Annotated in this window: 22 protein-coding genes; 6 read left to right on the top strand and 16 right to left on the bottom strand. The window is 66.5% G+C overall.

Features of this window, described 5'->3' with window-relative positions; all coding sequences use genetic code 11:
* Positions 1–10: 10 nt before the first annotated feature.
* Complete coding sequence (locus DIE16_RS03080; protein ID WP_124891764.1) at positions 11–1012, top strand: aldo/keto reductase; 1002 nt, start codon at positions 11–13, stop codon at positions 1010–1012.
* A gap of 322 nt (positions 1013–1334) precedes the next feature.
* On the opposite strand, the gene DIE16_RS03075 is transcribed toward DIE16_RS03080, so the two are convergent.
* The 7 genes from DIE16_RS03075 to DIE16_RS03045 all read right to left on the bottom strand — a co-directional run bounded on the left by DIE16_RS03075 (position 1335) and on the right by DIE16_RS03045 (position 9202).
* Positions 1335–1895, bottom strand: a complete 561-nt coding sequence (locus DIE16_RS03075; protein ID WP_124891763.1) for a hypothetical protein — start codon at positions 1893–1895, stop codon at positions 1335–1337.
* Between the two features lie 472 nt (positions 1896–2367).
* Positions 2368–2751: an ATP-dependent protease gene (locus DIE16_RS03070; RefSeq protein WP_124523247.1), complete on the bottom strand. Its 384-nt coding sequence runs from the start codon at positions 2749–2751 to the stop codon at positions 2368–2370.
* A 600-nt stretch (positions 2752–3351) separates the two neighbouring features.
* The gene (locus tag DIE16_RS03065; RefSeq protein WP_124891762.1) at positions 3352–4671 is read right to left on the bottom strand and encodes an MFS transporter; all 1320 of its coding nucleotides are present in this window, start codon (positions 4669–4671) and stop codon (positions 3352–3354) included.
* Between the two features lie 58 nt (positions 4672–4729).
* Positions 4730–5944, bottom strand: a complete 1215-nt coding sequence (gene tcuB, locus DIE16_RS03060; protein WP_124891761.1) for a tricarballylate utilization 4Fe-4S protein TcuB — start codon at positions 5942–5944, stop codon at positions 4730–4732.
* Positions 5931–7340: an FAD-dependent tricarballylate dehydrogenase TcuA gene (gene tcuA / locus DIE16_RS03055; protein ID WP_124891760.1), complete on the bottom strand. Its 1410-nt coding sequence runs from the start codon at positions 7338–7340 to the stop codon at positions 5931–5933. Before tcuA ends, tcuB begins: the two co-directional genes overlap by 14 nt.
* Positions 7341–7403: 63 nt before the next feature.
* Positions 7404–8357 (bottom strand): LysR family transcriptional regulator, encoded by a 954-nt coding sequence (locus tag DIE16_RS03050; protein WP_124485294.1) that lies wholly within the window; start codon positions 8355–8357, stop codon positions 7404–7406.
* A 218-nt stretch (positions 8358–8575) separates the two neighbouring features.
* Entirely contained in the window at positions 8576–9202 is a 627-nt protein-coding gene (locus DIE16_RS03045) for a bifunctional 2-polyprenyl-6-hydroxyphenol methylase/3-demethylubiquinol 3-O-methyltransferase UbiG (protein WP_185733798.1), read from the bottom strand.
* 256 nt (positions 9203–9458) lie between these two features.
* Here DIE16_RS03045 and DIE16_RS03040 point away from each other — a divergent pair, with 256 nt between their 5' ends.
* Positions 9459–10094 (top strand): isochorismatase family cysteine hydrolase, encoded by a 636-nt coding sequence (locus DIE16_RS03040; RefSeq protein ID WP_044846894.1) that lies wholly within the window; start codon positions 9459–9461, stop codon positions 10092–10094.
* A 79-nt stretch (positions 10095–10173) separates the two neighbouring features.
* Here the strand turns inward: DIE16_RS03040 and DIE16_RS03035 are convergent, their stop codons facing one another.
* Both DIE16_RS03035 and DIE16_RS03030 read right to left on the bottom strand, forming a co-directional pair.
* Positions 10174–10905: a ribonuclease T2 gene (locus DIE16_RS03035; RefSeq protein ID WP_124485291.1), complete on the bottom strand. Its 732-nt coding sequence runs from the start codon at positions 10903–10905 to the stop codon at positions 10174–10176.
* Positions 10906–11321: 416 nt separating this feature from the next.
* Entirely contained in the window at positions 11322–12725 is a 1404-nt protein-coding gene (locus tag DIE16_RS03030) for an HdeD family acid-resistance protein (RefSeq protein ID WP_124891759.1), read from the bottom strand.
* 545 nt (positions 12726–13270) lie between these two features.
* On the opposite strand from DIE16_RS03030, the gene DIE16_RS03025 reads away from it, so the two are divergent.
* Both DIE16_RS03025 and DIE16_RS03020 read left to right on the top strand, forming a co-directional pair.
* Positions 13271–13828: a helix-turn-helix transcriptional regulator gene (locus DIE16_RS03025; RefSeq protein WP_044846911.1), complete on the top strand. Its 558-nt coding sequence runs from the start codon at positions 13271–13273 to the stop codon at positions 13826–13828.
* Positions 13829–13937: 109 nt separating this feature from the next.
* A complete protein-coding gene (locus tag DIE16_RS03020) occupies positions 13938–14519 on the top strand; it encodes an HD domain-containing protein (protein ID WP_124485288.1) in 582 nt (193 codons plus the stop codon).
* A 176-nt stretch (positions 14520–14695) separates the two neighbouring features.
* Here DIE16_RS03020 and DIE16_RS03015 read toward each other — a convergent pair whose 3' ends face one another.
* Positions 14696–16234, bottom strand: a complete 1539-nt coding sequence (locus DIE16_RS03015; protein ID WP_124891758.1) for an MFS transporter — start codon at positions 16232–16234, stop codon at positions 14696–14698.
* 188 nt (positions 16235–16422) lie between these two features.
* Here DIE16_RS03015 and DIE16_RS03010 point away from each other — a divergent pair, with 188 nt between their 5' ends.
* Complete coding sequence (locus DIE16_RS03010) at positions 16423–17358, top strand: LysR family transcriptional regulator (protein ID WP_124891757.1); 936 nt, start codon at positions 16423–16425, stop codon at positions 17356–17358.
* 42 nt (positions 17359–17400) lie between these two features.
* Here the strand turns inward: DIE16_RS03010 and DIE16_RS03005 are convergent, their stop codons facing one another.
* The 6 genes from DIE16_RS03005 to DIE16_RS02975 all read right to left on the bottom strand — a co-directional run bounded on the left by DIE16_RS03005 (position 17401) and on the right by DIE16_RS02975 (position 24934).
* Complete coding sequence (locus tag DIE16_RS03005) at positions 17401–18540, bottom strand: enoyl-CoA hydratase/isomerase family protein (RefSeq protein WP_124485286.1); 1140 nt, start codon at positions 18538–18540, stop codon at positions 17401–17403.
* A complete protein-coding gene (locus DIE16_RS03000; RefSeq protein ID WP_124891756.1) occupies positions 18537–19328 on the bottom strand; it encodes an enoyl-CoA hydratase in 792 nt (263 codons plus the stop codon). Before DIE16_RS03000 ends, DIE16_RS03005 begins: the two co-directional genes overlap by 4 nt.
* The gene (mmsB, locus tag DIE16_RS02995) at positions 19325–20227 is read right to left on the bottom strand and encodes a 3-hydroxyisobutyrate dehydrogenase (RefSeq protein WP_044846886.1); all 903 of its coding nucleotides are present in this window, start codon (positions 20225–20227) and stop codon (positions 19325–19327) included. The genes DIE16_RS03000 and mmsB overlap by 4 nt, the downstream gene beginning before the upstream one ends.
* A gap of 18 nt (positions 20228–20245) precedes the next feature.
* A complete protein-coding gene (locus DIE16_RS02990; protein ID WP_124891755.1) occupies positions 20246–21775 on the bottom strand; it encodes a CoA-acylating methylmalonate-semialdehyde dehydrogenase in 1530 nt (509 codons plus the stop codon).
* A 114-nt stretch (positions 21776–21889) separates the two neighbouring features.
* Positions 21890–23596: an AMP-binding protein gene (locus tag DIE16_RS02985; protein WP_124891754.1), complete on the bottom strand. Its 1707-nt coding sequence runs from the start codon at positions 23594–23596 to the stop codon at positions 21890–21892.
* A 204-nt stretch (positions 23597–23800) separates the two neighbouring features.
* Positions 23801–24934 (bottom strand): acyl-CoA dehydrogenase family protein, encoded by a 1134-nt coding sequence (locus tag DIE16_RS02975; RefSeq protein WP_044846910.1) that lies wholly within the window; start codon positions 24932–24934, stop codon positions 23801–23803.
* 137 nt (positions 24935–25071) lie between these two features.
* Between DIE16_RS02975 and DIE16_RS02970 the strand changes: the two genes are divergently transcribed.
* The gene (locus DIE16_RS02970; protein WP_124667453.1) at positions 25072–26106 is read left to right on the top strand and encodes an AraC family transcriptional regulator; all 1035 of its coding nucleotides are present in this window, start codon (positions 25072–25074) and stop codon (positions 26104–26106) included.
* Positions 26107–26195 lie beyond the last annotated feature (89 nt).

Genomic DNA, 26195 nt, shown 5'->3' with positions numbered 1-26195 from the left:
GAGAAAAAACATGCGAACGGTATCACTCGGAAGCCAAGGCATGGCGGTCAGCGCGCAAGGCCTTGGGTGCATGGGTATGAGCACTACCTACGGGCCCAGCGACGAGCACGAAAGCCTTGCAACCCTCATGCGCGCCCTCGACCTCGGTGTGACGTTCTTTGATACGGCGGAGGTCTACGGCCCATTCATGAACGAGGAGCTTCTCGGCAAGGCCTTCATAGGCAAGCGCGACAAGGTCATCCTGTCGACCAAGGCAGGATTTCGCTACACCGAGCACGGCAAGCTCGCCATGGAAGGTGAGAAGCCCTTGGTCACGGGCGATCCGTCGCATATCCGAAAGTCGGTCGAAGGATCGCTGCGACGCCTGAGGACCGACGTCATCGACCTCGTCTACCTGCATCGCATCGATCCGGCAACGCCGATCGAAGTGACGATCGGCGCGCTAGCCGACCTCGTGCACGAAGGCAAGATCCGCTACCTCGGCCTTTCCGAGGCATCGGCAAAGACGATCCGGAAAGCCCACGCGGTTCATCCGCTCACGGCCGTCCAAATGGAATATTCGCTGTTCGAGCGTGGCGTCGAGCACAACGATGTGCTGGCGACCGTCCGAGAGCTGGGAATCGGTTTTGTCTCCTACTCGCCGCTCGGCCGAGGCTTCTTGACCGGTGCGCTGAAGCATCTGGATAACCTGCATCCGACCGACTTCCGCCGGTTCGATCCGCGCTTCCTGGGAGAGAACCTCCAGTCCAATCTACTGTTGGTCGACCGCATCACCGAGATCGCTGAAGCAAAGGGCGTCATGCCGTCTCAGCTCGCCCTTGCATGGGTGACGAGTACCGGAACGGTGCCCATTCCGGGAACGCGACGCATCAGGTATCTCGAAGAGAACGTCGCCGCCGTCGATATCACGCTGACCCGGGACGAGATGAACGCCCTGGATGCGGCCGCTCCGTTCGGCGCTGCAGCTGGCGAGCGCTATTCGTCCGGAATGATGGCCACACTTGGTCATTAGGACAGCAACTCGCAGGAGGCGCCGCGAGCGTTTGCGCAGGCAGTGATCGACGTTGACAGGTTTTGATCCGGCAGACTCCGGCCTTGAAGGCGCGCGCCTCAGCCAGACTGTGGTCAACACGACGTAAGTAACCAGGGGCCACGCCACGACGTATACGAGCTGTGGCCTGTCGGACATCTTGCGATTTCGCGCAAGTTTGAAAGATGCATAACTCTTGTTCTCGGGAGCGGGTTTGCTTCGTAACTCCCCGCCGTGCACCACGACTCCCGCCCATCCTATTCGCCGAAAGCGGTGCGGTACGCGATCCGGCTTCCAACGAGGGCTACGATTCTGTTCGTCCAGGTAGAGCAGCCACGGAGACCTGACTGCCGGCGAGCATCCTGTTGGCTCGGCGCACAAACACCCAGTGCCAAATCCAGAGGAGAACCGCAACTCCGCCGGCGACGGTGCCAATGGTATTGGGTATTAGCGAAAGAACCTGGGCAAGACACCACCCGATGCCGCTGATCCGGCCGAACGAGCGCAAACCCGACAGAGCCGGATTGATACGAGACTCCGCTTCCAGGGACTTCGCGACGTTGGAAATAATGAAGAAGTCCTCGATGAAGTTGTATGGCAAGAGGAACATGAGCCAGACGCTGTTGGGTTCGGCCGCACGCGATCCTCGGTTGACCGATTTCAGGGTGGTCCTGAGGTCGCTCGCGTAGGCATAGACCAGCGCCAGGAAAACCGCGATGACGACGATGCCACCGATCGGCCCAAGCATCTCCATTTCGCCGAGAACGCCTCCGCCTTCAGCGGGATGGATAAGGGGATAGGCGAGCCCAAAGGCAATGGGGATGCTCAGAATGGCTTTGAGAATGGTCCGCGCAGTCGTGCTCATGTATATCGGCTGGAGTAGGTGCGTTGTCGCAGGCAGCATAGCGAACGATCATCCTCGCCGTGCGATTATTTCCTGATATATACCGCCTTTTCTCGCGACTCCAGCCGAGCGGTGTTCTCGATTGATTCGACCCGTTCGATGGCAGCAATGCAGCCCGCCCAGAGGTGCGCCTCTTGTGCGACGGTCAGCACGCGCTGGAGAGCTTCCGTTCCTAGAGGTGCGTGCGAACGTCACCGTCAAGCGCTTGCTTGACGACTCGTGTTCCGCAGTTCGTCCCGGGCCAATGCGCGTTAGCCTCGATCTCCCGATCGAATATCCGCCGTCCGCTGAGCACAACGGTCACTCGCTCCGAACATCCGATCGCTTGTCCTCCCTCCGCGGATCGATTGCAGCGACCGAAAGCCGGGCGCACCACGTGACTGACCTGACTCCAGCACCCAGCCCGACCTGCGCCCCCAACGGCAAGCAATGATCAGAGATCTCCGCGCACTTCACCGGTTCCCAGCGCGCTGCGCTGCCGGTTGACTTCCGCCCAAAGCTCATCGCTGTCGTCATTGCGCAGCACGACCATCCAGTCCAGTTGATCGTCGGTCACGCCGAAGTATTCCAGGATTTCCCGGCGAACCGCATCGACGAACTGCGCATATTCCGGGGTTGCCTGCGCCTGCGCGTGCAGGGCGTCGTATGCGGCATCGTCCGCGCCGCCGCCGTGCTCGTCGATATAGCGCGAGATCCATTGGTCCAGTTCGCGGTCGTAATCAGCCTCGGCGCGCATCGCTTGCACAGCCGTGTAGAAATCCAATTGCGCAAACGCGGCGATTGCCGCCGTTGTCGCCTCGTCGAAGGTAGTCGTCATTCCATCTCTCATGTCGGTCATGGCACATCATCGCACGGGCCGCACCCGGGCAGGTGCCTCGAATCCGGACGGCGCAACACACCGCCTCGCGCCACCGGTCGACCGGAGCAAAGGCACCGTGAACGGGGGGCACGCCTTCCAGTGCGCCACTCATCGGGGCCGCCCGGCAACAGGACACTCATTTTGCCGCATTGCGAGCACAGTGAAGAAAGCAACCGGGCGCGGCAAATCGCGGAACAAGTTTCGAGCGTATCGCCGCAGGCGTCACTCCGGTACTCAAGCGCCAATGCGGGTGCCGGTCGTGCATGACTCGTAATGGCCGAATCGAACGCCGTTGGATACCTCCCCGGCGGTCCGTTGCCGGTTGAATCCGCTCCCCTTGCCGAAAAGCCCACTCGTCGGTCAGTCGAATAGCCTTCGGCCCATGATCTGCGCGCCGGACACACGAGCCTGTCAACCACAGACCCGCCGCTCCTGCGGCAAAGCGGAGTGGCCTGCGCTGCTGCGCAAGCCGGACCGCATCGCCCCTCTTGTCGCCGCTGAAAAAGCGCAAGCCCGGCGCGAAGCCGGGGTGACGGAAACGCGCCGCCGTAATCGCCCTCAGGCCGACGATGCCGCCGACGCGTTGCCGCCCGCGCGGCGACGGTACAGCCCGAGCGTCGCGCAAAAGCCGCAGAGCGCGGCGAAGCTCAGCCAGTAGCCGGGTGCGGCCTTGTCATGCAAGACCTGAATCAGATACGTCGATACGGCCGGCGTAAAGCCGCCGAACAGCGCCGTCGCGAGACTGAACGCCAGCGAGAAGCCCGCGACGCGCACTTCGACCGGCATCACTTCGGTGAGCGCGGCGACCATCGCGCCGTTATACATGCCGAAGAAGAACGAGAACCACAGCAGCACGATCAGCATGCGCGCGAAGCTCGGTGCATCGGCGAGCCAGGACAGCGCCGGATAAGCCGTGAAGATCGTCAGCGCGGAAATGGCGAGCAACAGTGGTTTGCGGCCAATGCGGTCGGAGATCGCGCCGCCGATCGGCAACCAGACGAAATTCGACGCAGCCACGAGCAGCGTCACCATCAGGCTGTCGGAGGTGGACAGCTTCAGCACCGACTTCCCGAAGGTCGGCGTATACACGGTGATGAGATAGAAGGTGGTGGTAGTCATCGCCGTCAGCAGCATGCCGCCGATGACGGTGCGCCAATTGCCGAGCAGCATCGCAAAAATCTCGCGCGCCTGCGGATGATGCCGCCGCGCTTCGAACGCCGCGGTCTCCTGCAGCGAGCGGCGCAGCACGAACAGGAACGGCACGATCGCACAGCCGATGAAGAACGGCACGCGCCACCCCCATGCAGCGATCTGCTGCGCGGACAGCCACTGGTTCAATCCGTAACCGATGGCCGCCGCCACGACGATGGCGACCTGCTGGCTCGCCGACTGCCAACTCGTGTAAAAACCCTTGTTGCCGGGCGTCGCCATTTCCGCGAGATAGACCGACACGCCGCCCAGTTCCGCGCCCGCCGAGAAGCCCTGCAACAGACGCCCGAGCAGCACGAGTGCCGGCGCGACCAGGCCGATGGTCGCATACCCCGGCACGCAGGCAATCAGAACGGTGCCGCTCGCCATGATCGACAGCGTAACGATCAGCCCGGTGCGTCGCCCGACCTTGTCGATATACGCGCCGAGAAAGATCGCGCCGAGCGGACGCATCAGAAAGCCCGCGCCGAACACGGCGAAGGTGAGCATCAGCGAGGCGAACTCGCTGGTGGACGGGAAAAAGATCTTCGCGATCGATGTCGCGTAGAAGCCGAACAGAAAGAAATCGAACTGTTCGATGAAATTGCCGCTGGTCACGCGCAACACGGCGGCGGCCCTCGTCATGGGCGAAATGCCGGGCGTGGCAGCGATCGATTCTGTGCGGTTCATTGCGTCTCCTGCTTCTTGTCTATGATGATGGGCGCCCAAGGCGCACCCTAGTGACTTGCTAATCCGAACCGAGGCTCAGCGTATTGCGTTGCCGCTTCTCTATCGACGATTTGAGCAATGCCGCCGAGCGGAAGATGCCGTGCGCGAACTTGCCGTAAGGCAGCGTGGCGAACAGCGCCATCACGATGCCGAGATGAATCGCGAGCAGCAACGGCATCGCGGAGGTCGTGCGGAGCGCGAGCAGCGCGAGACCGGATGCGCTCGTCAGAAGCAGGAGCGCGATGAAGCCGCGGTCCATCGGACGCTGACGGGGATCGCCCCGCTCCGGAACGCGTTTCAGGTTCAGCCACAGCAGTCCCGCCGGCCCCGCAATCAGCCCGATGCCGCCCGCCGTTCCCATCAGCACCGGCACGCTCAGAAACGGATACGGCGCTTCCAGACCGAATGCATAGTGATAGAGCGTCGCGACCGCGGTTGCCGCAAAGCACAGCATGAAGCCGTAGAACGTCAGGTGATGGAAACGACGCCGCGCCAGCGTGAAGGCATCGTCCTCTTCGTTGCAGCCGTCGCCGTGGCCGCCGTCCAGGTACTTGAGCGTCAGCGCGTTCCTGGCCGCTTCCGCGACGGCTGGCGCGCTCGCGCTCGCCGTTCCTGCCGACACGTCGCGCCAGAAGCGCGTGACGCCGAGACCGAGCGCAAGAATGGCGAACAGGAAAACGATGCCGAACATCGCCGCGAGCAGGCCGTGCGGGAAGATCGCGTAGAAGTTCGCTGGCGCGACATCGCCCGACAAGCCGCCCCGCAATGCCGTACCGAGCAGCAGAAACAGCGCGATTCCGGCCGCCAGTGCAACCGACAATGTCAGGCCGTTTCGCTTGTACAGCGCGCCGAACGACGCAGGAAACGCGTATTCGGTGTAGGTTTCGAGCCGGACTTCGGCCATCGCTTTCGGCACGTTCACGCCGAATTCGTGCGGCGGCGCGTATTGGCACGCGTGATAGCACGCGCCGCAGTTGTGGCAGAGATTCGCCAGATAGTTGACGTCCGCCTTGCCGAATTCCAGGCGGCGCGTCATGGCCGGGAACACGGCACAGAAGCCTTCACAATAGCGGCAGGCGTTGCAGATCTGCATCTGCCGTGCCACTTCGGTTTCGCCGGCGCTCATGTGTACGATGGGGATCACGCGCGCCGTGCTGCCGTGTGGAGCTTTTTTCGTATCGACCGAGCACGCCGTGCGCGTGCGTTCGGGCGCGAGCGGGTCAGACTGCTGCACTGGTTGCCTCCGTTGTCTTGAGCGCGGCGCGTGCGGCCTGCGTCCCGGCAATGCGCCCGAAGGCCGTGCCGATCGACATGCCGACGCCCGCCGTATAGCCCTTGCCGAGCACGTTGCCGGCCATCATTTCGCCGGCGACGAACAGGTTTTCACTGGCGTTGCCGCCGAAGTGAACCTGCGCGCGGTCATTGGTCTTGAGTCCGAGATACGTGAACGTGATGCCTGGCCGCAACGCATAACCGTAGAACGGCGGCGTCTCGATGCGGCGCGCCCAGTGCGTCTTGGGCGGCGCGATGCCTTCGGTGTGGCAGTCGTCGAGTGCGGTGTGGTCGAAGGTGCCGTCGCGGCACGCATCGTTGTAGCGCGTGAGCGTTTCCATGAAGCGCGCTTCCGGCAGCCCGAGCTTGCGCGCAAGTTCCGGCAGCGTGTCGGCCTGTTCGCCCGGAAACACCGGCGGCATGAAGCGGCCGATTGCTTTCGAGTCGATGATCGAATAGCCGATCTGCCCCGGCTGATGCGCAACGAGCCGTCCCCAGATTGCATAGCGCTTCGGCCAGAAATCCTCGCCTTCGTCGTAGAAGCGCTCGGCGTCACGATTCACCACGACGCCCAGCGACACGCAGTCGATGCGTGTGCAGATGCCGCCGTCATACAGCGGCGCGCGCGCATCGATGGCGACGCAATGCGACTGGGACGGGTCGCCAATCATGTCCGCGCCAGCGTCGGCCATATGCTTGATGAGCACGCCCTTGTTGAAGCGCGTGCCGCGAATCAGGAAGTTGTCGGCGGGCCATTCGCCGCGCTCGTTTTGCCCCCACGCTTCGCGCAGCCATTCGCGATTCGATTCAAAACCGCCTGCCGCCAGCACGCAAGCGCGCGCCTCGAAGCGCTGGCTGCCGCTGCGCGCCGCGATGAAGAGACTGCCGTCGAGTTCAAGCGAATCGACGGGCGTTTCATAGCGGATATCGACGCCGAGCGCTTCGGCGCTGCGGTAATACGCGTTGACGAGCGCCTTGCCGCCGCCCATGAAGAACGCGTTGGTGCGTGCCACGTGCAGCGCACCGGACAGCGGCGGCTGGAAGCGCACCCCATGCTTCTGCATCCACGGCCGGCACGACGACGACGCGCGGATCGTCAGCCGCGCGAGATGCTCGTTCGTGATACCGCCGGTGACTTTCAACAGGTCCTGCCAGAATTCCTCTTCCGGATAGGCGTCGACGAGAACGTCTTGCGGCGCATCGTGCATGCAGCGCAGATTGCGCGTGTGTTGCGAGTTGCCGCCGCGCCATTCGCGCGGCGCGGATTCGAGAAGCAGGACCGAGGCGCCCGCTTCGCGCGCCATCAATGCGGCACACAGCGCGGCATTGCCTCCTCCGATTACGAGCACATCGACCATCAGACTTGCCTCCTTTTGGACAAATCGTAAAGGTCTCGTGCCCGCGTCGCTACCAGCCAGCCGTCAACGGGTCTTCACTTTCTGTGAAGGCTGAGGCTCCCGCAGCCGCGCACCGGGCCAGCGGCCTTCCTGCACCAGTCGACGGGCGACATCGGCAAGCACCACGCGCGCAGCAAGACCGGCGGGAGACAGTTCGTCATCGGAGATGCTGGCGAGCATGTTGGGCCGCGTGGCATATTTTTCAGCGACGGGCACGCTCGTCAATATCACGTTCTCGGGCCTTGCGAGCGCCGCGCCCGGTTGTATCGTCGCGCCGATGCCGGTGCGGACGAAGTCCATCAGGAGCGCAAGGCCGTCGACTTCGGCGACGATGTTCGGCTCGTACTCGGCGCGCCTGAACGCCGATAACAGCAGCGAACGCAGCCCGTGCGTGCCGCTGGGGAGAATCAGCGGAAGCCTGCCGAGATTTTTCAGCCGGACGGATGCGCTCGTCGGCATGCCATCGAGATCGCCCGCGCCGATCAGGAACAGCCGCTCGTCCAGCAGCGGCAGCACGCTCCAGCGTTGCGCGGACTCCTCACGGAACAGCACGGCGAGATCGATCTGACGCGCGCTCAACATGGACGCAAGATAGCCGGAGAGACTTTCGACCATGTGCAACCGTACATCGGGATAGCGCGAGCGCATGGCCTGCATGAATGCGACACCCAGCACGCTCGCCGTGCTCGGCGCCATGCCGACGCTGACATGGCCCGACAGACGGGCCGAGCGTGCGGCAAGCGCGGCATCGTCGATATGACGCAGCGCGAGTTGCGCCTGACGCCAGAACGCCAAACCTGCATCGGTCGGAACGACGCCCGCCGAGGTGCGTTGCAGCAAACGCGTGGACAGTTCGCCTTCGAGGCGGCTGATCTGCTGACTCAGTGCCGAGGTCACCACGCCGAGTTCCAGCGCTGCCTTGCCCATGCTTCCGTGTTCGACGACACTGAGAAAATAGCGTAGTTGTCTGAGTTCCATTCCGCGCTCGATCAGAAGGATTGGGCGGCTATTTTGACAGAACGTCGTCGGGTAATCCTCAGTGTCGAGGTTGGATCTTTACAGCACGTGCGTCTCTGCAGCAGTCGCACATATCCGGCAGAGACCAACCCCTTACTGCCACCGCTCTCTTCGAGAACAGGCGCTGATCGCTCCATACGCGCTTACCGAAGCCACCCTGGCTCGAGCTTCGACCGAAGCTAACCCCGCGTGCCGCTTTTGACGAATGCCAATCGGCTCCACATCACACCCGCACGCCGATTTCCACGCTGTACGGATTCGGTCTGGACATTCAGCACATTGCGCAAGCCATGAGCATTTGCGAGCTGCATGGTTTCTTCCGCTGAGACGTCGAACATCCGTCGTCCTTCCGGAACCGGTCCGTAACGCAAGGACACGACCAGCACCGCGCCGTCGCACAGGAGAGCGCTGACGTTCGGCATCGCCCGACGACGCTCGTCTTCATCAAGGTGCATCCAGACCGCCGACAGCATCACGAAGTCAAATTCCTTTCGCCTCGTACGCAAAATCGCGAGATCTGGCAGGCTATCGTCCAGCCATTCGATCCGAGGAGACGAATGCCGCCTGATTCCCGCAACGCGCAACGCATCCACCGGTTCGACGGCTACGACCGAATGCCCCATCGCCGCGAATGCAGCCGCATCGGTTCCGATACCGGCTCCAACATCGAGAATGCAAGACGGGCGCGCGGGAACGAGATGCAGGATGGGCTGATGATGTTCCTCGAACGAGATGTCCTGCCATTGCTCGATGAGCGAATGTGCATGCTCCGCGTAGCCTTCGGTGCCGCGTACATTGATGGACACCACCGTTCTCCAAATGTCGGTGTTTCGCGAAGTTTGCCAGATTGCCGGCATTTCAGTATCGCCGACCCGATGTCCAGAGCTGAACGAACCCGGTCGTCCAGGGCGGCACCGCACTCGCCCGCTCGATCTGCACCAGGATGAAATGTCGGTTTATATTGCCGGAGTTCCAACACGCTCGCGCCGGAATGGTTGACGACGTATACGGTGCGGTCGATTTTCTGAAAACACCGAAGTGACTCATGGGAGAGCATCAGTCATGCAACCGGAACACGCTTCAGATCTCGCAACGACTCGCCATGCAGGTGCGGAAGGCGGCACGCACGCGCCGATACCCTCGATCGTTCCGGCACAAACCGCGCTGATCGTGATGCACTACCAGACCGACATCCTCGGCCTCTTTCCGTCAGTCGCCCCCACCCTGCTCGCCAATACGCGCAAGCTGTGCGATGCAGCCCGGGCGAGCGGTGTCCACGTCTGCTTCGCGAATCTCCGCTTCAGCCCCGGCTATCCGGAAGTCAGCCCCCGCAACAAGAACGGGCAAGGGATCAAGCAACTCGGCCTGTTCGTCGACGACGGCCCGTGCCCGGAGCTCGGCCGGCTAGACAGCGAGCCGCTGACTATCGCGCATCGCGCGAGCGTGTTCTTCCGCACCGACCTGCAGGCGCGGCTCATCGCGCGGGGTATCGATACGCTGATCCTGGTCGGGATTGCGTCGACCGGCGTCGTGCTGTCGTCGGTCGCACACGCCAGCGACGCGGATTTCCGGCTGTATACGGTGAAGGACTGCTGCTACGACCCGGATGAAGTCGTGCACGAGCATCTGTTCGCGACGGCGTTCGAGACGCGCACGACGGTGCTGTCGCTCGCGGACGCGCTGCGGCTGCTCGCTTAGGCGCACGATATCCGCGCCACGCCGGCCGGAACGCTTCCGGACGGCGCCTCGCGCATCACGCCGTGCGCGACTTCGCGCGTTACTTCGCGATATACACGCCCGACGTCGGGCACGTCCCCTGCGTATTCCCGTCCGTCACGAGCGACGCCGCGCTCGGAAACTGCGTGGTCGCGTTCGTCTTGACCGCGATCCACGCTTCCGTGAAATAGCTGACACCATTGGTCTTCGTGCACTTCAGCGACACCGCGCTGCGCGTATTGCTGCCGAACGCGCCTTCGAACGCGGACAGCAGCTGGTTGCGCGTCACCGTCTTGCCCGCGTTGGCCTGCAGGAACGCGTTGAACGACGTGTTGCCCAGCCGGCTGATCATGCCGGCCGCCTGGTTCCAGTACGCATCCGGCGACGCCGAGTTCGAGCAGGTGCCGTGCTTGAACCATTCGTGCTTGTCGAGGCACGACGCCACGCCCGGCATGTAGGTCGACAGCGTGCTGCGGGTCGCGGTGCTGACCGGATACGCATCCATGCTGCACCACTGGTGCGCGTTGTCGAGATCGACGTCGCTCTGCGGCACGCCGCAGTAGAACGGCTGGTTGCCGTCGTACCGGTTCGGCCAGAGACCATGCAGCGACAGGCTCGTCGCCGCGTACGTGCCGGCGAGGTTCGTACACTCCGGCGTGTCGTGCGACGCGCAGAAGCCGGGTTCCCACGAAGCAGCGAGCAGCAGGTAGTCGTAGCTGGTCTGCGCGACGGCGTGCAGCGAGGCGGATGCGACGGCGATTGCGGCCGCGGCGCGGGCGAGCGTCTTGAGCATGGCGTTTCCTCGGAAAAGGCTTGCGGTCGCGGGATGCGCCACAAGGTTGTCGAATGTCTGCCCGCGATTGTTGCTCGCGCAACGTGGCATCAATATGAAGGTGGACGAAGGAATTCGTAGTCGAACGCCACCCTTGTCAGCGCCGGCACCGGTACCAATACGCGCCCTTCTCCGCCGGAGACGCCGGCTCGCCCTGCAACGGAGCATCCCCACGATGACGGCCTGCCGGCCGGGCAGGCCCTATCGCGTCGCGATCGGAACGGGCAAAGCATCGAACTCGCGGACAGCATGCCCCTGCTCACGGCTCGCTGCTGCCAAGCTGCATGCGCGCACGCGCGGCCGAATCCGCGCCTTCGAGCGCGAGAATCTGTCACACGCCGATGCTCACGCGCCGGCCCTCGTCCGGCGCCACGCGATCATTTCACCGACGCGGCCTCCGATCCGCCGGACGACATCGCCGCGCTGTCCTGCTCGCGCCACGCGCGGCGCGACGCGATGATCGCCTGCACGGCCGAGCGCGCGACCTTCCACCACGCGAACGGACGCGGATCGGCGAGCATGCTGAGCGCGCGCGCATAGTCGAGCGTGAGCCCGGGCGTCCAGGCCATCGTCACCGCGCGCTTGCGGATCTGCGCGGCGACCCACAGCTCGGGCGTGAGCAGCAGCCGCACGAATGCGCCCCACCCGGCCCGCGCGCCCTTGAGCCGCCACACCGCGCCGTCGAGCGCCGCTTCGAGCGCGTTCGACACGGTGCTCGAACAGTTGCGGTGCGTGAGGTTGTACGTGACCGTCTGCCGATACGACGACCAGAACGCGGCCAGCTTCGCCGGATCGTAGTTGCGAATGCGCACACGCACGGTCGACGGACACCACGCCTTCGACTCGGTCGCATAGTCGGGCTGGAACAGCCCGGGCACGTCGTTCTCGCGCGTCGCGCGCAGGATCCGCGTGAATTCATCGGGAGAACGATCGATCTCGACGGCCGGATACAGGCTGATGTAGATACCCTCGGGCGACTCCAGCGCCGCATGGCCGGTGGAGATCACGCCGTTGACGTCCACCGCCGCGATGTAGCGGTCGATCACCGGATAGCGCTGCGCTTCGGCCTTCGACGTGCCGGTCGGCGTCCACACGTGCACGGTCAGCGCGTGCTCGTGGTCGGCCGGCGGGCCGTCCCATTCGGATTGCGTGAAGCGCGGGAGGTCGGCAGCCGTATCGATGTCAGGCACGATCGCCGGCGCCGGCGACGTGACGAACGCGGGGTTGCGCGTCAGCCGCCGCACGCGCGCGGCGAGGCTCAGCATGTGCATGCCGCCGAACATCAGCAGCAAGCCGAGGCAGTACGGCACGGTGCCCACATAGTGAGTCGGATACGGCTGGTAGAAGAAGATCGCGAGCAGGATCTCGACGACGCCCCACGCGAATGCGACGTGCCAGCGCCGGTAACGCACCATCCACGCGGACGTGCACTGCAGCAGCCCGTCGACGAGAAACAGCGTGCCGAAGATCATCGACAGCAGGAAGTGTCCGTGATGATGGCCCGCGAACACGAGCGCGGCGGCCACCACGACCGCGATGCCCTTCACGTAGCGCAGGATGCGCTGCCCGCCGACGCCGCTGCCGGCCACCGCGAGCGTCGCGAGCCCCTCTATCAGGAACAGCCACGCGAACAGTTCGATCGGAAAATGCAGCGCGCCGTCGAGTGCGTCGACGAAGATGCCGACACCCGCGACGACCCACAGCCAGCCCAGCACGGTCAGTCCACGCCAGCGCGTTCGCAGATATTCGATGCCCAGCAGCAGCAACACCAGTCGTACCATGGCGCCCTCGTATTGATTTTTTCGGGATACGCGCAGATCACGCGCCTCCGGTCGTGCCGATCGTGCATCGTGCGATGCGGAAGTCGGACGGTGGCAATGCTGACCGGCGCGTCATGCATCGACATGTCCAATGACGGCCGGCGTGCTCCGCTTTCGCCGAATAATAAGATATGGCGGAGCCGGTTGAAAGCCTGGCGAAAACATTGCCGGCGGAGCCGGACGCCCGGCGTGTCGATAGAGACGGCGCGATTGGCGGGGTTGCGACTGCTATTCCGCCGAGGGTTTCGACGTACCGTCCGGGATGGCCGCACCGTTGCTCGACCGGCCGTACACGATCTAAGCTCGGCATGTCACGATGGCGATCGCAGGTCTGGATCACACGATGCAGCGCACACCGATCACCGCCGACGGCTCACCCGCCCTTGGCGGACGACGCGCGTTCCGATCGGGTTCGTCGTAATCCAGGCATCCCGGAAATGACGGCCCCATTCATCCATTGCGCAACGCGGCGCCTGCGCGGCCCGCATCCCGAACGGAATACGAACATGCCCGCCTCACCGCTTCACACCCCGCCGCTCGGCCCGCAACTCAAGCGTTGGCGCACGCTGCATCGCGTGAAGCAGAGCCATGCTGCCGAGTTGTTCGGCGTCGCACAATCGACGATCTCGCGCTGGGAAGCCGGCATCCAGCAGATGTCGCCGGACGAGCGCGCGACGGCCGAGCGGCTGCTTGCCGCGCGTCTCGATTCGGCGGGCGACCACGCGCTCGCGCGGCTGATCGCGAGCAGCGCGGCGCGCATGCATCTCGTGTGCGACCTCACGCACCGTCTGCTCGCGTGCTCGCCGTCGCGCGCGGCCGAGTTCTCGCGGCCGCTGCCGACGCTGCTCGGCACGTCGCTGTGGCGCTATGCGTCGCCGGAGATCGTCCGCATGGAAGCCGCGCTCGACCCGCTCGGCTGGCACGATCATGCGGGGCCGCCGAGCGTCGAATTCGCAACCGGCGCCAATGCGTCGCGCGTCGTGCCGATCCGCGGCAGCACCTGCCGATGGACGCGGATGACGCTGTCGGACGGCTCCGCCGCGCGCCTCGTCGAAACGCTATAGCACGCGCGGCGGTCGCGGGGTACGAGCGCGGCGCGCATATTTCATGCGTGGACGCAGCGCGGCCGCACGGCGTACGCTTGACGGCACGATCCAAGCATTCCCACCAGCCATGAACCTCGACACGATCCACGCGCGGCTCGATTTCCTGCGCGAAGCCGAACGCCTGAAAGACGTGCTGCGCAGCGGCCACACGTCCAGCGGGCGCGCCGAAAGCACGGCCGAGCACAGCTGGCGGCTGTGCCTGATGGCGCTCGTGTTCGCCGACGCGCTGCCCGACGTCGACACGACGAAGCTGCTGAAACTGTGCGTCGTCCACGATCTCGGCGAAGCGCTGCACGGCGACATCCCCGCGATCGAGCAGGCCGCGCATCCGGACAAGAGCACGCACGAACGCGACGACCTGCTGACGCTGACGGCCGGGCTCGATCGCGCGCTGCGCGACGAGATCGTCGCACTGTGGGACGAATACGAGGCGGCGGCATCACCGGAAGCGCGCGCCGCGAAGGCACTCGACAAGCTCGAGACGATCCTGCAGCACAACCAGGGCAGCAATCCGCCGGACTTCGACTACGCGTTCAATCTCGGCTACGGCCGGCGCTACACCGACGCGGCACCGCTGTTCAACGCGATCCGTGCGATCGTCGACGCGGACACGCAACGCAGGATCGACACACGCGGCGACGGCGCGTAAGCGCGCGGAACCAGCCGCGCACCACACCGCGTGCGGCAATCGCACAAGATGCGCACGCACCTGAACGGACGGGAATCGGCGCGATGCCCGCGCGCGGCGAGGAACGCGACCGGCCGATGATGGCGCTCGTTGCCGCGTCACGGCAACGACGCGTCACCCGACGCGCGGCGCACGCGTCATTCACACACCGTCACCCCCCGCCGCGTCGGCGCGAACGCCACCGCGCTTGCCGTCGCGAGCACGGCCACGCCGGCCGCGCCGTACACCATCACCCAGCCGAAGCCGTGCACGAGCGCCGCGTGCAGCGCCGCACCGTTCGGGTCGGCCTTGGCGAGCGCCGGCGCGATCGCCTGCAGCCCGTCGGTGCGGCCCGACGCGATCTGCTGCGCCAGCGCGCGCAGCGCCTCCGGATCGACCGCTCCCGCGACGCCGGCCTTCAGGCTCGCGACGATCCCCGCGACCAGCACGAAGCCCATCGTCGCGATGTTCAGCGCGAGCGAGATCATCCGCGCGCTCATGTCGATGCCCGACGCCATCCCGGCCCGCGAACTCGGCACCGCGCCCGTCGTCGTGTTCGTGACCGGCGTGTTGGTGAGCCCGAGCCCGATGCCGGCGATCACGCAGCCGGGCAGCATCGTGAGCCAGCTCGCGTGCTCGATGCCGCTGCCGATCCGCATCAGCGCGAAGCCGGCCGCGATCGTAAACAGGCCGCCCGGAATCACGACGCCGGGCCCGTAGCGCAGCGCGAACCGCTCGCCGAACGGCGGCGCGACCAGCGTCGGCAGCGTGTACGCGAGCAGCGCGAGGCCGGCCATCACGCTGTCGTAGCCGAGCGCGACCTGGAACCAGATCGGCAGGTAGATCATGAACGGCCAGAAGCTGAAGTTCATCCCCATCGAGCCGAAGATCGCGCCTGTGAACGCGCGAATCCGGAACACGGAGAAGTCGAACATCGGCCGCGCGCTCGTGCGCTCCGCGACGAAGAAGCCGGCCAGCGCGAGCACGGTCGCGCCGAGCACGCCGAGGCCGGCCGCACTCGTGAGCCCCAGCTCCGCGCTCTGCGTGATATAGAACGCGAGACCGAGCACCGCGAGCGACAGCGTGACGATGCCCGCGACGTCGAGCGTGCCCGCATGCGGATCGCGCGACTCCTGCACCGCGCCGCAAATCAGCACGAGCGCGACGGCCGCGAGCGGCGCATGCACGAGAAACACCCACGGCCAGCTCGCCGCTGCGACGATCGCGCCGCCGACGATCGGCCCGAAGCCGAGGCCGATCCCGAACACGATGCCCCAGATCCCGAACGCGCGGCCACGCTCGCGCCCTTCGCGGAACTGATGCGACAGCACCGCGATCTGGCAGATCAGCATCGCGCCGCCGCTCGCGCCCTGCAGCAGCCGGCCCGCGACCAGCACCGGCACGTTCGGCGCGAGCCCGCACAGCAGCGACGTCGCGCCGAACAGCACGGTGCCGATCACGTACACGCGCTTGCGGCCGAACCGGTCGGCGAGCGTGCCGGCCGCCATCAGCACCGTCGTGCACGCGATCGTGTACGCGTTCATGATCCACTGCATGCCGTTGAAGTCGCCGTGCAGCACGCGTTCGAGCGTCGGCAGGATCACCGGCACGCTCGAGATCTCGAGGCCGAACATCAGTGACGTGAGACAGACGGCCGCCAGCGCGACCGCATTCCTGCGGGAGTCGGATAGGGTCATGCGTATTGCGCGACGGCCCTCGACAGGCCGTGCGCCTCCAGGTGAGAAGGATGCGCCGCGTGCGGCCGGCAACGCACGCTGCGCGGGAATCGGTACTATAGTGAGAATTTCCCTCCCCATTGATGCGTCCATTTCCCCGGACTCGGGAATCACAGGACGCAATCAGGGCAACCCCAGCACACCCCGCCATGACCGACAAACTCGACGGCGTAACGACCTTCGTCCAGGTCGTGGAATCCGGCAGCTTCGCGCTCGCCGCGGAACGGCTCGACATGACGCGCTCGGCGGTCGGCAAGGCGATCGCGCGGCTCGAGAAGCGGCTCGGCGCGCGGCTGCTGCAGCGCACGACGCGCAGCCAGAGCCTGACCGACGACGGCCAGGCGTACTACGACCGCTGCCTGCGCGCGCTGGCGGAGCTGGAAGCGGCCGAAGCCGATCTCGATTGCGGCCGCAACGAAGCGCGCGGCAAGCTGCGGCTGAGCGTGCCGCTCGCGTTCGGGCATCACTGCGTGACGCCGATCGTGCTCGATCTCGCGCGCACCTATCCGCACCTGCGGATCGACGTGTCGATCACCGACCGCTTCGTCGACCTGGTCGAGGAAGGCATCGACCTCGCGGTGCGGATCGGTTCGCTCGCGGACAGCACGAGCCTCGCGGTGCGGCGGCTCGGCACGCAATACGGAAGCCTCGGCGCCGCGCCGTCGTATCTCGCGCGCTACGGGATGCCGCAATCGCTCGACGATCTGAGGAACCACCGGACGATCGCGTACTCACGCTCGGGCGTCGCGCAGCCGTGGGACCTGCGCGCGCCGGACGGCTCGACGGTGCGCATCGACATGCCGCACCAGCTCAGCTTCGACGACGTGCAGGCGATCGCGGCGGCCGGCGCATCGGGGTTCGGGATCGCGTGGCTGCCGAGCTGGCTGCTCGATCATTACGTGAAGCGCGGCGAGATGGTCGTCGTGCTCGATCGCTGCTTCGTATGCGAAGGCGACATTCACGCGATCTGGCCGAAAACACGCTACCTGCCGCGCAAGACGCGCTGCGTGATCGACGCGCTCGTGCAGGCGGTGCCGCCGATGATCGAGCGGCCGGAGCCCGCGAGCCTCAAGAAAACCGGTTGAAACCGACGCGCCGCACGGGCGCGCCGGGCCGTCACGCGGCGCTCACGCCGCGCCGAGATCGGCGAGCGGATGCGCGAACAGTTTCCACGGCGACGTCAGGAAATGCCGCACGCGCTCGGCGCGCAGCTCGACGAGCGACGCCGGCGCCCAGCGCGGCTTGCGATCCTTGTCGACGAGATGCGCGCGCACGCCTTCGCAGAAGTCGCCCTCCTCGATCGCGCGCGCGACGATGCCGAGCTCCATCCGGAACGATTCGGCGAGCGTCATCTGGCGGCCGCGCAGCAGCGCTTCGCGCGTCACGCACAGCATCGTCGGCGAATGGCCGGCGAGTGCATCGAGCGTCGCCTGCAGCCATTGACGATGCTCGCGCGACAGCTCGTCGCGCGCGAGCTCCTGCGTGAGCGTCGCGACGATCCGCTCGACGGTCGAGCGCTTGTCGAAGTGCCGGACGATCCACGCCGTCTGCGTATCGAGCGCCGCATGCGGCACGACGTTGCACGGCGGCTCGAACACCTTGCGCAGCGCCGGCAGCACGTCGCCGTCCCATTTGATGCTGTCGATGCGCGTCTCGAACGTATCGAGCCACGCCGACGGCACGCACAGATCCGCGAGCTTCGCGCTCAGCGCGTCGGCACCCGACAGCATCGCGCCCGTCAGCCCCACGTACAGCTCGAGCTCGACCGGCATGCGCGACAGGAAATGCGTCGCGCCGACGTCGGGCACGAGGCCGATGCGCGTCTCGGGCATCGCGATCTTGCTGCGCTCGGTCGCGACGCGCAGCGCCGCTCCTTGCGCGAGCCCCATTCCGCCGCCCATCGTCACGCCGTCCATCAGCGCGACCACCGGCTTCGGGAACGTGTGGATCGCGTAGTCGAGCCGGTATTCGTCGACGAAGAACGGCAGCCAGGTCTCGCGCTGCGCGACCATTCGGTGCAGCGCTCGCACGTCGCCGCCCGCGCAGAAGCCCTTCTCGCCCGCTCCGCGCAACACGACCGCGACGATCTGGTCGTCGGTGCGGCAACGTTCGAGCAGCGCCGTCAGCTCGCCGATCATCGAATAGGACAACGCATTGAGTGCGGCCGGCCGGTTCAGCGTAATGAGCGCCACGCGGTTCACCACGCGAAACAGCACCTCCGGCGCGGGTTGCGCGAAGCTGTCATGAGTCGTCACCGGCGTGCTCATCGTTGCGGCTCCCCGTCGGTGTGCCATTGCGGCGCGCGCTTGCCGAGAAACGCGGCCACGCCTTCGCGCGGATCGTTCGTGTCGAACAGGTCGACGAAGCGCTCGCGCTCGACCGCGAGCGCCGCGCTGCGCGGCACGCCGCGGCGCGCGAGGCCGATCAGCTCCTTGCTGTAGGCGACCGCATGCGGGCTCTGCCGTGCGACGTTGCGCGCGAGCGCCAGCGCCGCATCGCGGGCCGCGCCGCTTTCGACCACGTCCTCGACGAGGCCGATCCTGAGGGCCGTCGCCGCGTCGACGCGCGTGCCGGCCAGGATGATCTTCTTCGCCCAGCCTTCACCGACGAGCCAGGGCAGCGTCTGTGTGCCGAGCCCGCACGGCAGCAGGCCGACCGACGGCTCGGGCAGCGCCATCTGCGCGTGCGTCTCGGCGATCCGCAGGTCGCACGCGAGCGCGCATTCGAGGCCGCCGCCCATCGCATAGCCGTTGATCGCCGCGATCGTCACGACGCGCGCGTCGTGCAGCGCCTCGAATGCCGCGCCGAAACGCGCGGCCATCGCGCGCGCGACCGCGCGATCGCCGTCGGCGAACGTGTTCAGGTCGGCGCCCGCGCTGAAGAACTTCGGGCCGTCTCCGGTGATCACCAGCGCGCGCACGCGCGGGTTCGCATTCAATTCGGCGACGGTGGCCTGCAGCTGCTGCAGCCCGTCGGCGGTGAAGGCGTTCGCGGGCGGACGCTTGAGCGTCGCGCACGCGATCGCGCCGTCGTCGACGTAGTCCAGTTCGATCATGAGGCGTCCTTCTTGGTGGCCGGTTGGTACAGGCGGATCACCGCCGAGAAATCGAGCTGCCCATCGCCGCGGCTGCTCATCGTCTGGTACAGCTGCTGCGCGAGCGCACCGAGATAGACGGGCTGGCGCGCCTGCTTCGCGGCGTCGTTCGCGAGGCCGAGATCCTTCAGCATCAGGTCGGTGCCGAAGCCGCCGCTGTAGCCGCGCGACGACGGCGCGGTGTCGATCACACCCGGATACGGGTTGTAGGTGTCCGAGCTCCAGCAGCGGCCCGTCGACGTGTTGACGATGCCGGCCAGCACCTTCGGGTCGATGCCGAGCGCGACGCCGAGCGACATCGCTTCCGACACGGCCGCCATCGAGATGCCGAGCACGAGGTTGTTGCAGACCTTCGCGACCTGCCCCATCCCCGTCGGCCCGCAGTGGACGATGTTCTTGCCCATCCCGGCGAGCACCGGCTTCACGCGCTCGAAATCCGCATCGCTGCCGCCGACCATGAAGGTCAAGGTGCCGGCCGCCGCGCCGCCGGTGCCGCCCGACACCGGTGCGTCGACGAACGCGCCGCCGTGCTCGCGCACGAGCGCGCCGAACGCCTGCGCGCTCGCCGGGTCGATCGTGCTCGAATCGATCACGGTCGCGCCGGCGCCGAGGCCGGCCAGCACGCCGTTCTCGCCGGCGAGCACCGAGCGCACGTGCGGCGCGGCCGGCAGCATCGTGATCACGAAGGCCGCGCCCGATGCCGCGTCGCGCGGCGATGCGGCGACCTGCGCGCCGGCGTCCTGCAGCGCGCGCAATGCGTCGGCGCTCAGGTCGAACGCATGCACTTCATGGCCGGCCTTCAACAGGTTCAGCGCCATCGGCGCACCCATGTGGCCCAGTCCGATAAAACCGATCTTCATGTTCGTGTCCTCCGCGGCTCAATGCAGCCGGATCGTCGTGTTCACCGGGCCGGCCGTCGTGTCGTCGTCGAACCAGCGCGCGGTGACCGTCTTGGTCTGCGTGTAGAACTGCACGACCTGCTTGCCGTACGGACCGAGATCGCCGAGCTTCGAACCGCGCGAACCGGTGAAGCTGAAGAACGGCACCGGCACCGGGATCGGGATGTTGATGCCGACCTGGCCGACGTCGATCTCGCTCTGGAACTTGCGTGCCGCCGCGCCGCTCTGCGTGAAGATGCCCACGCCGTTGCCCATCGGGTTCGCGTTGACGAGCGCGATCGCTTCGTCGAGCGTGTTGGCTTCGAGCACGACCAGCACCGGACCGAAGATCTCGTGCGTGTAGATCGACATGTCGGTCTTTACACCGGAGAAGATCGTCGGGCCGACGAAATTGCCCTCCTCGTAACCGGCCACCTTCACGTCGCGGCCGTCGAGCTCGAGCTTCGCGCCTTCCTTCACGCCCGCTTCGATCAGCGACAGGATGCGCGCCTTCGCTCCGCGCGACACGACCGGGCCGACGTCGGTGCCGGCTTCCGCGCCCGCGTTCACCTTCAGCAGCTTCGCCTTCGCGACGAGATCGGGCAGCCAGTCGCGCGCCTCGCCGACCAGCACCGCGACCGACGTCGCCATGCAGCGCTGCCCGGCCGCGCCGAAGCCCGCGCCGACCAGCGCGTTGAGGGTCTGCTCGCGATTCGCATCGGGCAGCACCACCGCGTGGTTCTTCGCGCCCATCATCGACTGCACGCGCTTGCCGTGCTGGCTGCCGAGGTTGTACACGTGCGTGCCGACGGCCGTCGAGCCGACGAACGAGATCGCCTTCACGAGCGGATGCGTGCAGATCGCGTCGACGACTTCCTTGCCGCCGTGCACGACGTTCAGCACGCCCTTCGGCACGCCGGCCTCGATCGCGAGTTCGACGAGCTGCATCGTCGACATCGGATCCTGCTCGGACGGCTTCAGCACGAACGTGTTGCCGCACACGATCGCCATCGGGAACATCCACAGCGGAATCATCGCGGGGAAGTTGAACGGCGTGATGCCCGCGCACACGCCGAGCGGCTGGCGCAGCGTGTAGGTGTCGACGCCGCCCGCGACGTTCTCCGCGAATTCGCCGAGTTGCAGCGTGCCGATCGAGCACGCATGCTCGACCACTTCGAGGCCGCGGAAGATGTCGCCTTCGGCATCGGGCAGCGTCTTGCCCTGCTCGGCCGTCAGCGTCTTCGCGATGCGCTGCAGGTTCGCGCGCACCAGATCCTGGAACTTCAGCATGATGCGCATGCGCGCGGCGATCGGCGTGTTCTTCCACGTCGCAAACGCGGCGTACGCGGCCTGCACGGCCGCGTCGACTTCGGCGACGGTCGCGAACGGCACGCGCGCGAGGACCTGCTGCGTCGCCGGGTTGACGATGTCGCGCCACTCGCTCGTGGTGGACTCGACGAAGGCGCCGTCGATCAGCAGCTTGACCGTCGGCACGTCTTGCCCCGTGCGGGGCGTCGGATTCGCGTTCATCAGTGCACTCTCCTTGCAGTGGGCCGCATGGCGTGATGCCACGCGCGGCCGGTTCGGTTCAGTCCGGTGGCGGGCGACGCACGGCAAAACGCGGCGCGCGCGGCCCGCGGCCGGTCATTTCAGTTCGGCGGCGAAATCTTCTTCCCAGTATTCGCCGGGCATCCGCGTGCTCGCATCGTCGCCGCGCTCGATCTCGCGGCGGCGCAGCTCGACGCGGCGGATCTTCCCCGAGATGGTCTTCGGCAGCTCAGCGAACTGCAGGCGGCGAATGCGCTTGTACGGCGCGAGCTTCTCGCGCGAGAAGCGGAAGATCTCCAGCGCGAGCGCGGGGCTTTCCTCGTAGCCCTGGCGCAGCGTGATGAAAGTCTTCGGCACCGACAGCCGCAGCGGGTCCGGGCTCGGCACGACGGCCGCTTCCGCGATCGCCGGATGCTCGATCAGCACGCTTTCCAGTTCGAACGGGCTCAGCCGGTAGTCGGACGACTTGAACACGTCGTCCGCGCGGCCGATGTACACGTAGTAGCCGTCGTCGCCGCGCATCGCGATGTCCGACGTGCGGTAATGGCCGTCGCGCATCGCGTGGGCAGTCGCGTCGGGATTGTTCGCATAGCCGGTCATCAGGCCGACCGGGCGCGTCACGCCGGCGCCGATCGGCAGCGCGACCTCGCCTTCGGTCACCGGCGCGCCGTCCGGGTCGAGCAGCGCGATCCGGTAGCCGGGCAGCGGCCGCCCCATCGAGCCCGCGACGACCGGCTGGCCCGGCGTGTTGCCGATCAGGCAGGTCGTCTCGGTCTGGCCGTAGCCGTCGCGAATCGTGATGCCCCACGCCTTCTTCACGCGCTCGATGATCTCGGGATTGAGCGGCTCGCCCGCGCCGACGATCTCGCGCAGCTTCACGTCGAACGACGCGAGCGGCTGCTGCACGAGCATGCGCCACACGGTCGGCGGCGCGCACAGCGTGGTCACCTGGTATTTGACGAGCGCATCGAGCACGACCTTCGGCTCGAAGCGCGCGTAGTTGAACGCGAACACGCACGCCTGCGCATTCCACGGCGCGAAGAAGCAGCTCCATGCATGCTTCGCCCAGCCCGGCGAGCTGATGTTCCAGTGGATGTCGCCCGGCTGCAGGCCGACCCAGTACATCGTCGACAGGTGCCCGACCGGATAGGTGCGATGCGTATGCTCGACGAGCTTCGGCTTCGACGTCGTGCCCGACGTGAAGTACAGCAGCATCGGATCGCTCGCGTGCGTGACGGCGTCCGGCTCGAACGCGGCGCTCGCCGCATAGCCGTCGTTCATCGCGAGCCAGCCCGCGCGCGGCGCGCCGGCGACGATTTTCTGCTCGAGGCCGAGATCGGCCTGTTCGAACTTCGCGGTTTCGTTCTCGTCGACGATCGCGTATTTCGCGCCGCCGATCTGCACGCGATCGCGCACGTCGTCGGCCGACAGCTGCGTGGTCGCGGGCAGCACGATCGCGCCGAGCTTCATCGCGGCGAGCATCGCGTCCCACAGCTCGACACGGTTCGGCAGCATCAGCAGGATCCGGTCGCCGCGCACGACGCCGATGCCGCGCAGCCAGTTCGCGATCCGCGACGAGCGCTCGGACATCTGCGCGAACGAATACGGGTCACCCGTGCCGGTTGCCGCGTCGACGATCCACAGCGCGGGCTTGTCGTTGCCGCGCGCCATCGGGTCGAAGTAGTCGAGCGCCCAGTTGAACGCATCGAGCACCGGCCATTCGAAATCGCGGTAAGCGGTTTCGTAGTCGGTGCGATGGCGCAGCAGAAAGTCGCGTGCGTCCAGGAATGCCTGTACCGTCATCGTGTCGTCTCCAGTCTCCATGCCCAGCGGTCGACCGGCGCACGCGCTGCAGCGCATGCCCGGTTCCGTATCGCGCGGCGCACGGTCACGTCGTTGCGTGCCGCGTTTGCCGCGCTGCCCTCGTGCCCTGCCTGTTTGCCTGCCTGTTTGCCTGCCTGTATGTCTGGTTGTTTGCGTGGTTGTCGATGGAGCGCGCGTCGCGACTCAAAGCTGTCGCGCGATCACCATCCGCTGCACTTCGCTGGTGCCTTCGTAAATCTGCGTGATGCGCGCGTCGCGATAGTGGCGCTCGACTTCGTAATCGACGAGGTAGCCGTAGCCGCCGTGGATCTGGATCGCGTCCGAGCACACGCGCTCGGCCATCTCGGACGCGAACAGCTTCGCCTGCGATGCTTCCGACAGGCACGGCAGACCGGCCGTGCGCAGCTTCGCCGCGTGATGCACGAGCAGGCGCGCCGCATTGATCTGGGTGGCCATGTCGGCGAGCTTCTGCTGGATCGCCTGATGCTCGGCGAGCGGCTTGCCGAACTGCACGCGCTCGCCCGCATAGCGGCGCGCCTTGTCGAATGCCGCACGCGCGATGCCGAGCGCCTGCGCGGCGATGCCGATGCGCCCGCCTTCCAGGTTCGACAGCGCGATCTTCAGCCCTTCGCCGCGATTGCCGAGCAGGTTCTCTTCCGGAATCGCGCAGTTCTCGAACGTGATCGGGCACGTATCGGATGCGCGGATGCCCATCTTCTTCTCCGGCTTGCCGACGATGAAGCCCGGCGTGTCGGTCGGCACCAGGAACGCGGAAATGCCGCGCTTGCCGGCTTCCGGATCGGTCATGGCAAAAACGATCGCTACGCCGGCGCGCTGGCCGTTGGTCACGAACTGCTTCGCGCCGTTCAGCACCCACTTGCCGTCGCGCAGCTCCGCCCGCGTGCGCAGGTTGTGCGCCTCCGAGCCGGCCTGCGGCTCGGTCAGGCAGAACGCGCCGATGATGCGGCCCGCCGCCATCTCGGCCAGCCAGCGATCCTTCTGCGCGGGCGTGCCGAAGCCGAGGATCGGCCCGCAGCCGACCGAGTTGTGCACGCTCATCATCGTCGCGCAAGCGGCGTCGCCCGCCGCGATCTCTTCCATCGCCAGCGCATAGGCGACGTAATCCGTATACGCGCCGCCCAGTTCCTGCGGCACGATCATCCCGAGCAGGCCGAGTTCGCCGAGCTGCGCGACGACGGCGTCGGGCAGGTGCGCGTCGTGGTCCCACTGCGCGGCGTTCGGCGCCAGCACCTCGGTGGCAAAAGCGCGCGCGGCGTCGCGGATCATCCGCTGGTCTTCGGTGTAAAGCTCGTCCATGGCGCTGCTGTCTCCCGCGGCCGCGTACCGCGACCGACCTTTCGTTTCGATGCAACAAGTGTAGGCAAGCGCGCGCGACTGTTCGATGCTCGCGCCGCTCATTTACACTGAGCGTTTTTGCCATACCGGCGGCTTCGATGAAGCAGGAAGAGAAGGGAACCGTCGCGATCAGCCTCGTCGCCTATAGCGTCGCGCTCGCCACCCGGCGCGGCGTCGCGGCCGAGCCGCTGCTCGCGCAGGCCGGCATCGCGCCCGCGCTGCTCGCGCAGCCGCGCGCGCGGGTGTCGGCGCAGCAATACGGCGCGCTGTGGAACGCGATTGCGCGCGCGCTCGACGACGAGTTTTTCGGGCAGGATCGCCACCCGATGCGCAGCGGCAGCTTCATTGCGATGAGCCAGGCCGCGCTATCCGCGCAGGACGGGCTGCACGCGATGGCGCGCGCGGTGAATTTCATGCACTGCGTGCTCGACGACCTGCACGCGGAGCTCGACGCGAACCCGCAGCGCGTGCGGCTGCGCTTCGTGCACCGCAACAGCGCCGCGGCGCCCGCGATGTTTACGTACGCGACCTATTTCATCATCGTGTACGGGCTCACCTGCTGGCTGATCGGGCGACGCATCCCGGTGCTGCACGCGAGCTTCCGCTGCGACACGCCGCCGGCCGACCACGAATACCCGTCGATGCTGTGCGACGACATGCGCTTCAACCAGCCCGATTCGTATGTCGATTTCGATCCCGAATTCGCGACGCTGCCGGTCGTGCAGAACGCGAAGACGCTGAAGACCTTCCTGCGCAACGCGCCGGCCAGCTTCATCGTGAAGTACCGCAACCCGAACGCGCTCGCGCAGCGCGTGCGCACGGTGCTGCGCGGGATGCCGCCCGCCGCGTGGCCCGGCGCCGGCGGGATGGCCGCGCGACTGCACGTGGCCGAGGCGACGCTGCGCCGCAAGCTGCACCAGGAAGGCCACGCGTACCAGTCGATCAAGGACACGCTGCGGCGCGACCTCGCGTTCGAGGCGCTGGCCGATCCGGCGCGAACCATCGCCGACGTCGCGGCCGCCGCCGGTTTCGCGGAACCGAGCGCGTTCTACCGCGCGTTTCGCAAATGGAGCGGGCGCAGCCCGGCCGAGTACCGGGAAGAAGCGCTCGCGCGGGGCGGCGCCGCCGGCTGAGTGCGCGGCCGGCGGCACCGCCTTCGCGCTTTCCGCCGAAACCGCCTAATCTTCAAATATCGGGCCAACGCCCTTTCCGCGAGCCGGAC

Source organism: Burkholderia sp. Bp9090 (assembly GCF_003857985.1).
GTDB lineage: Bacteria > Pseudomonadota > Gammaproteobacteria > Burkholderiales > Burkholderiaceae > Burkholderia.
This window is presented reverse-complemented; position numbering and strand designations above follow the sequence as displayed.

What these genes read in the sequence shown, in the direction of transcription:
- DIE16_RS03080 (WP_124891764.1), top strand. Translation starts at nt 11, where the DNA reads ATGCGAACGGTATCACTCGGAAGCCAAGGCATGGCGGTCAGCGCGCAA.
- DIE16_RS03075 (WP_124891763.1), bottom strand. Translation starts at nt 1,895, where the DNA reads ATGAGCACGACTGCGCGGACCATTCTCAAAGCCATTCTGAGCATCCCC.
- DIE16_RS03070 (WP_124523247.1), bottom strand. Translation starts at nt 2,751, where the DNA reads ATGACGACTACCTTCGACGAGGCGACAACGGCGGCAATCGCCGCGTTT.
- DIE16_RS03065 (WP_124891762.1), bottom strand. Translation starts at nt 4,671, where the DNA reads ATGAACCGCACAGAATCGATCGCTGCCACGCCCGGCATTTCGCCCATG.
- tcuA (WP_124891760.1), bottom strand. Translation starts at nt 7,340, where the DNA reads ATGGTCGATGTGCTCGTAATCGGAGGAGGCAATGCCGCGCTGTGTGCC.
- DIE16_RS03050 (WP_124485294.1), bottom strand. Translation starts at nt 8,357, where the DNA reads ATGGAACTCAGACAACTACGCTATTTTCTCAGTGTCGTCGAACACGGA.
- DIE16_RS03040 (WP_044846894.1), top strand. Translation starts at nt 9,459, where the DNA reads ATGCAACCGGAACACGCTTCAGATCTCGCAACGACTCGCCATGCAGGT.
- DIE16_RS03035 (WP_124485291.1), bottom strand. Translation starts at nt 10,905, where the DNA reads ATGCTCAAGACGCTCGCCCGCGCCGCGGCCGCAATCGCCGTCGCATCC.
- DIE16_RS03030 (WP_124891759.1), bottom strand. Translation starts at nt 12,725, where the DNA reads ATGGTACGACTGGTGTTGCTGCTGCTGGGCATCGAATATCTGCGAACG.
- DIE16_RS03025 (WP_044846911.1), top strand. Translation starts at nt 13,271, where the DNA reads ATGCCCGCCTCACCGCTTCACACCCCGCCGCTCGGCCCGCAACTCAAG.
- DIE16_RS03020 (WP_124485288.1), top strand. Translation starts at nt 13,938, where the DNA reads ATGAACCTCGACACGATCCACGCGCGGCTCGATTTCCTGCGCGAAGCC.
- DIE16_RS03015 (WP_124891758.1), bottom strand. Translation starts at nt 16,234, where the DNA reads ATGACCCTATCCGACTCCCGCAGGAATGCGGTCGCGCTGGCGGCCGTC.
- DIE16_RS03010 (WP_124891757.1), top strand. Translation starts at nt 16,423, where the DNA reads ATGACCGACAAACTCGACGGCGTAACGACCTTCGTCCAGGTCGTGGAA.
- DIE16_RS03005 (WP_124485286.1), bottom strand. Translation starts at nt 18,540, where the DNA reads ATGAGCACGCCGGTGACGACTCATGACAGCTTCGCGCAACCCGCGCCG.
- DIE16_RS03000 (WP_124891756.1), bottom strand. Translation starts at nt 19,328, where the DNA reads ATGATCGAACTGGACTACGTCGACGACGGCGCGATCGCGTGCGCGACG.
- mmsB (WP_044846886.1), bottom strand. Translation starts at nt 20,227, where the DNA reads ATGAAGATCGGTTTTATCGGACTGGGCCACATGGGTGCGCCGATGGCG.
- DIE16_RS02990 (WP_124891755.1), bottom strand. Translation starts at nt 21,775, where the DNA reads ATGAACGCGAATCCGACGCCCCGCACGGGGCAAGACGTGCCGACGGTC.
- DIE16_RS02985 (WP_124891754.1), bottom strand. Translation starts at nt 23,596, where the DNA reads ATGACGGTACAGGCATTCCTGGACGCACGCGACTTTCTGCTGCGCCAT.
- DIE16_RS02975 (WP_044846910.1), bottom strand. Translation starts at nt 24,934, where the DNA reads ATGGACGAGCTTTACACCGAAGACCAGCGGATGATCCGCGACGCCGCG.
- DIE16_RS02970 (WP_124667453.1), top strand. Translation starts at nt 25,072, where the DNA reads ATGAAGCAGGAAGAGAAGGGAACCGTCGCGATCAGCCTCGTCGCCTAT.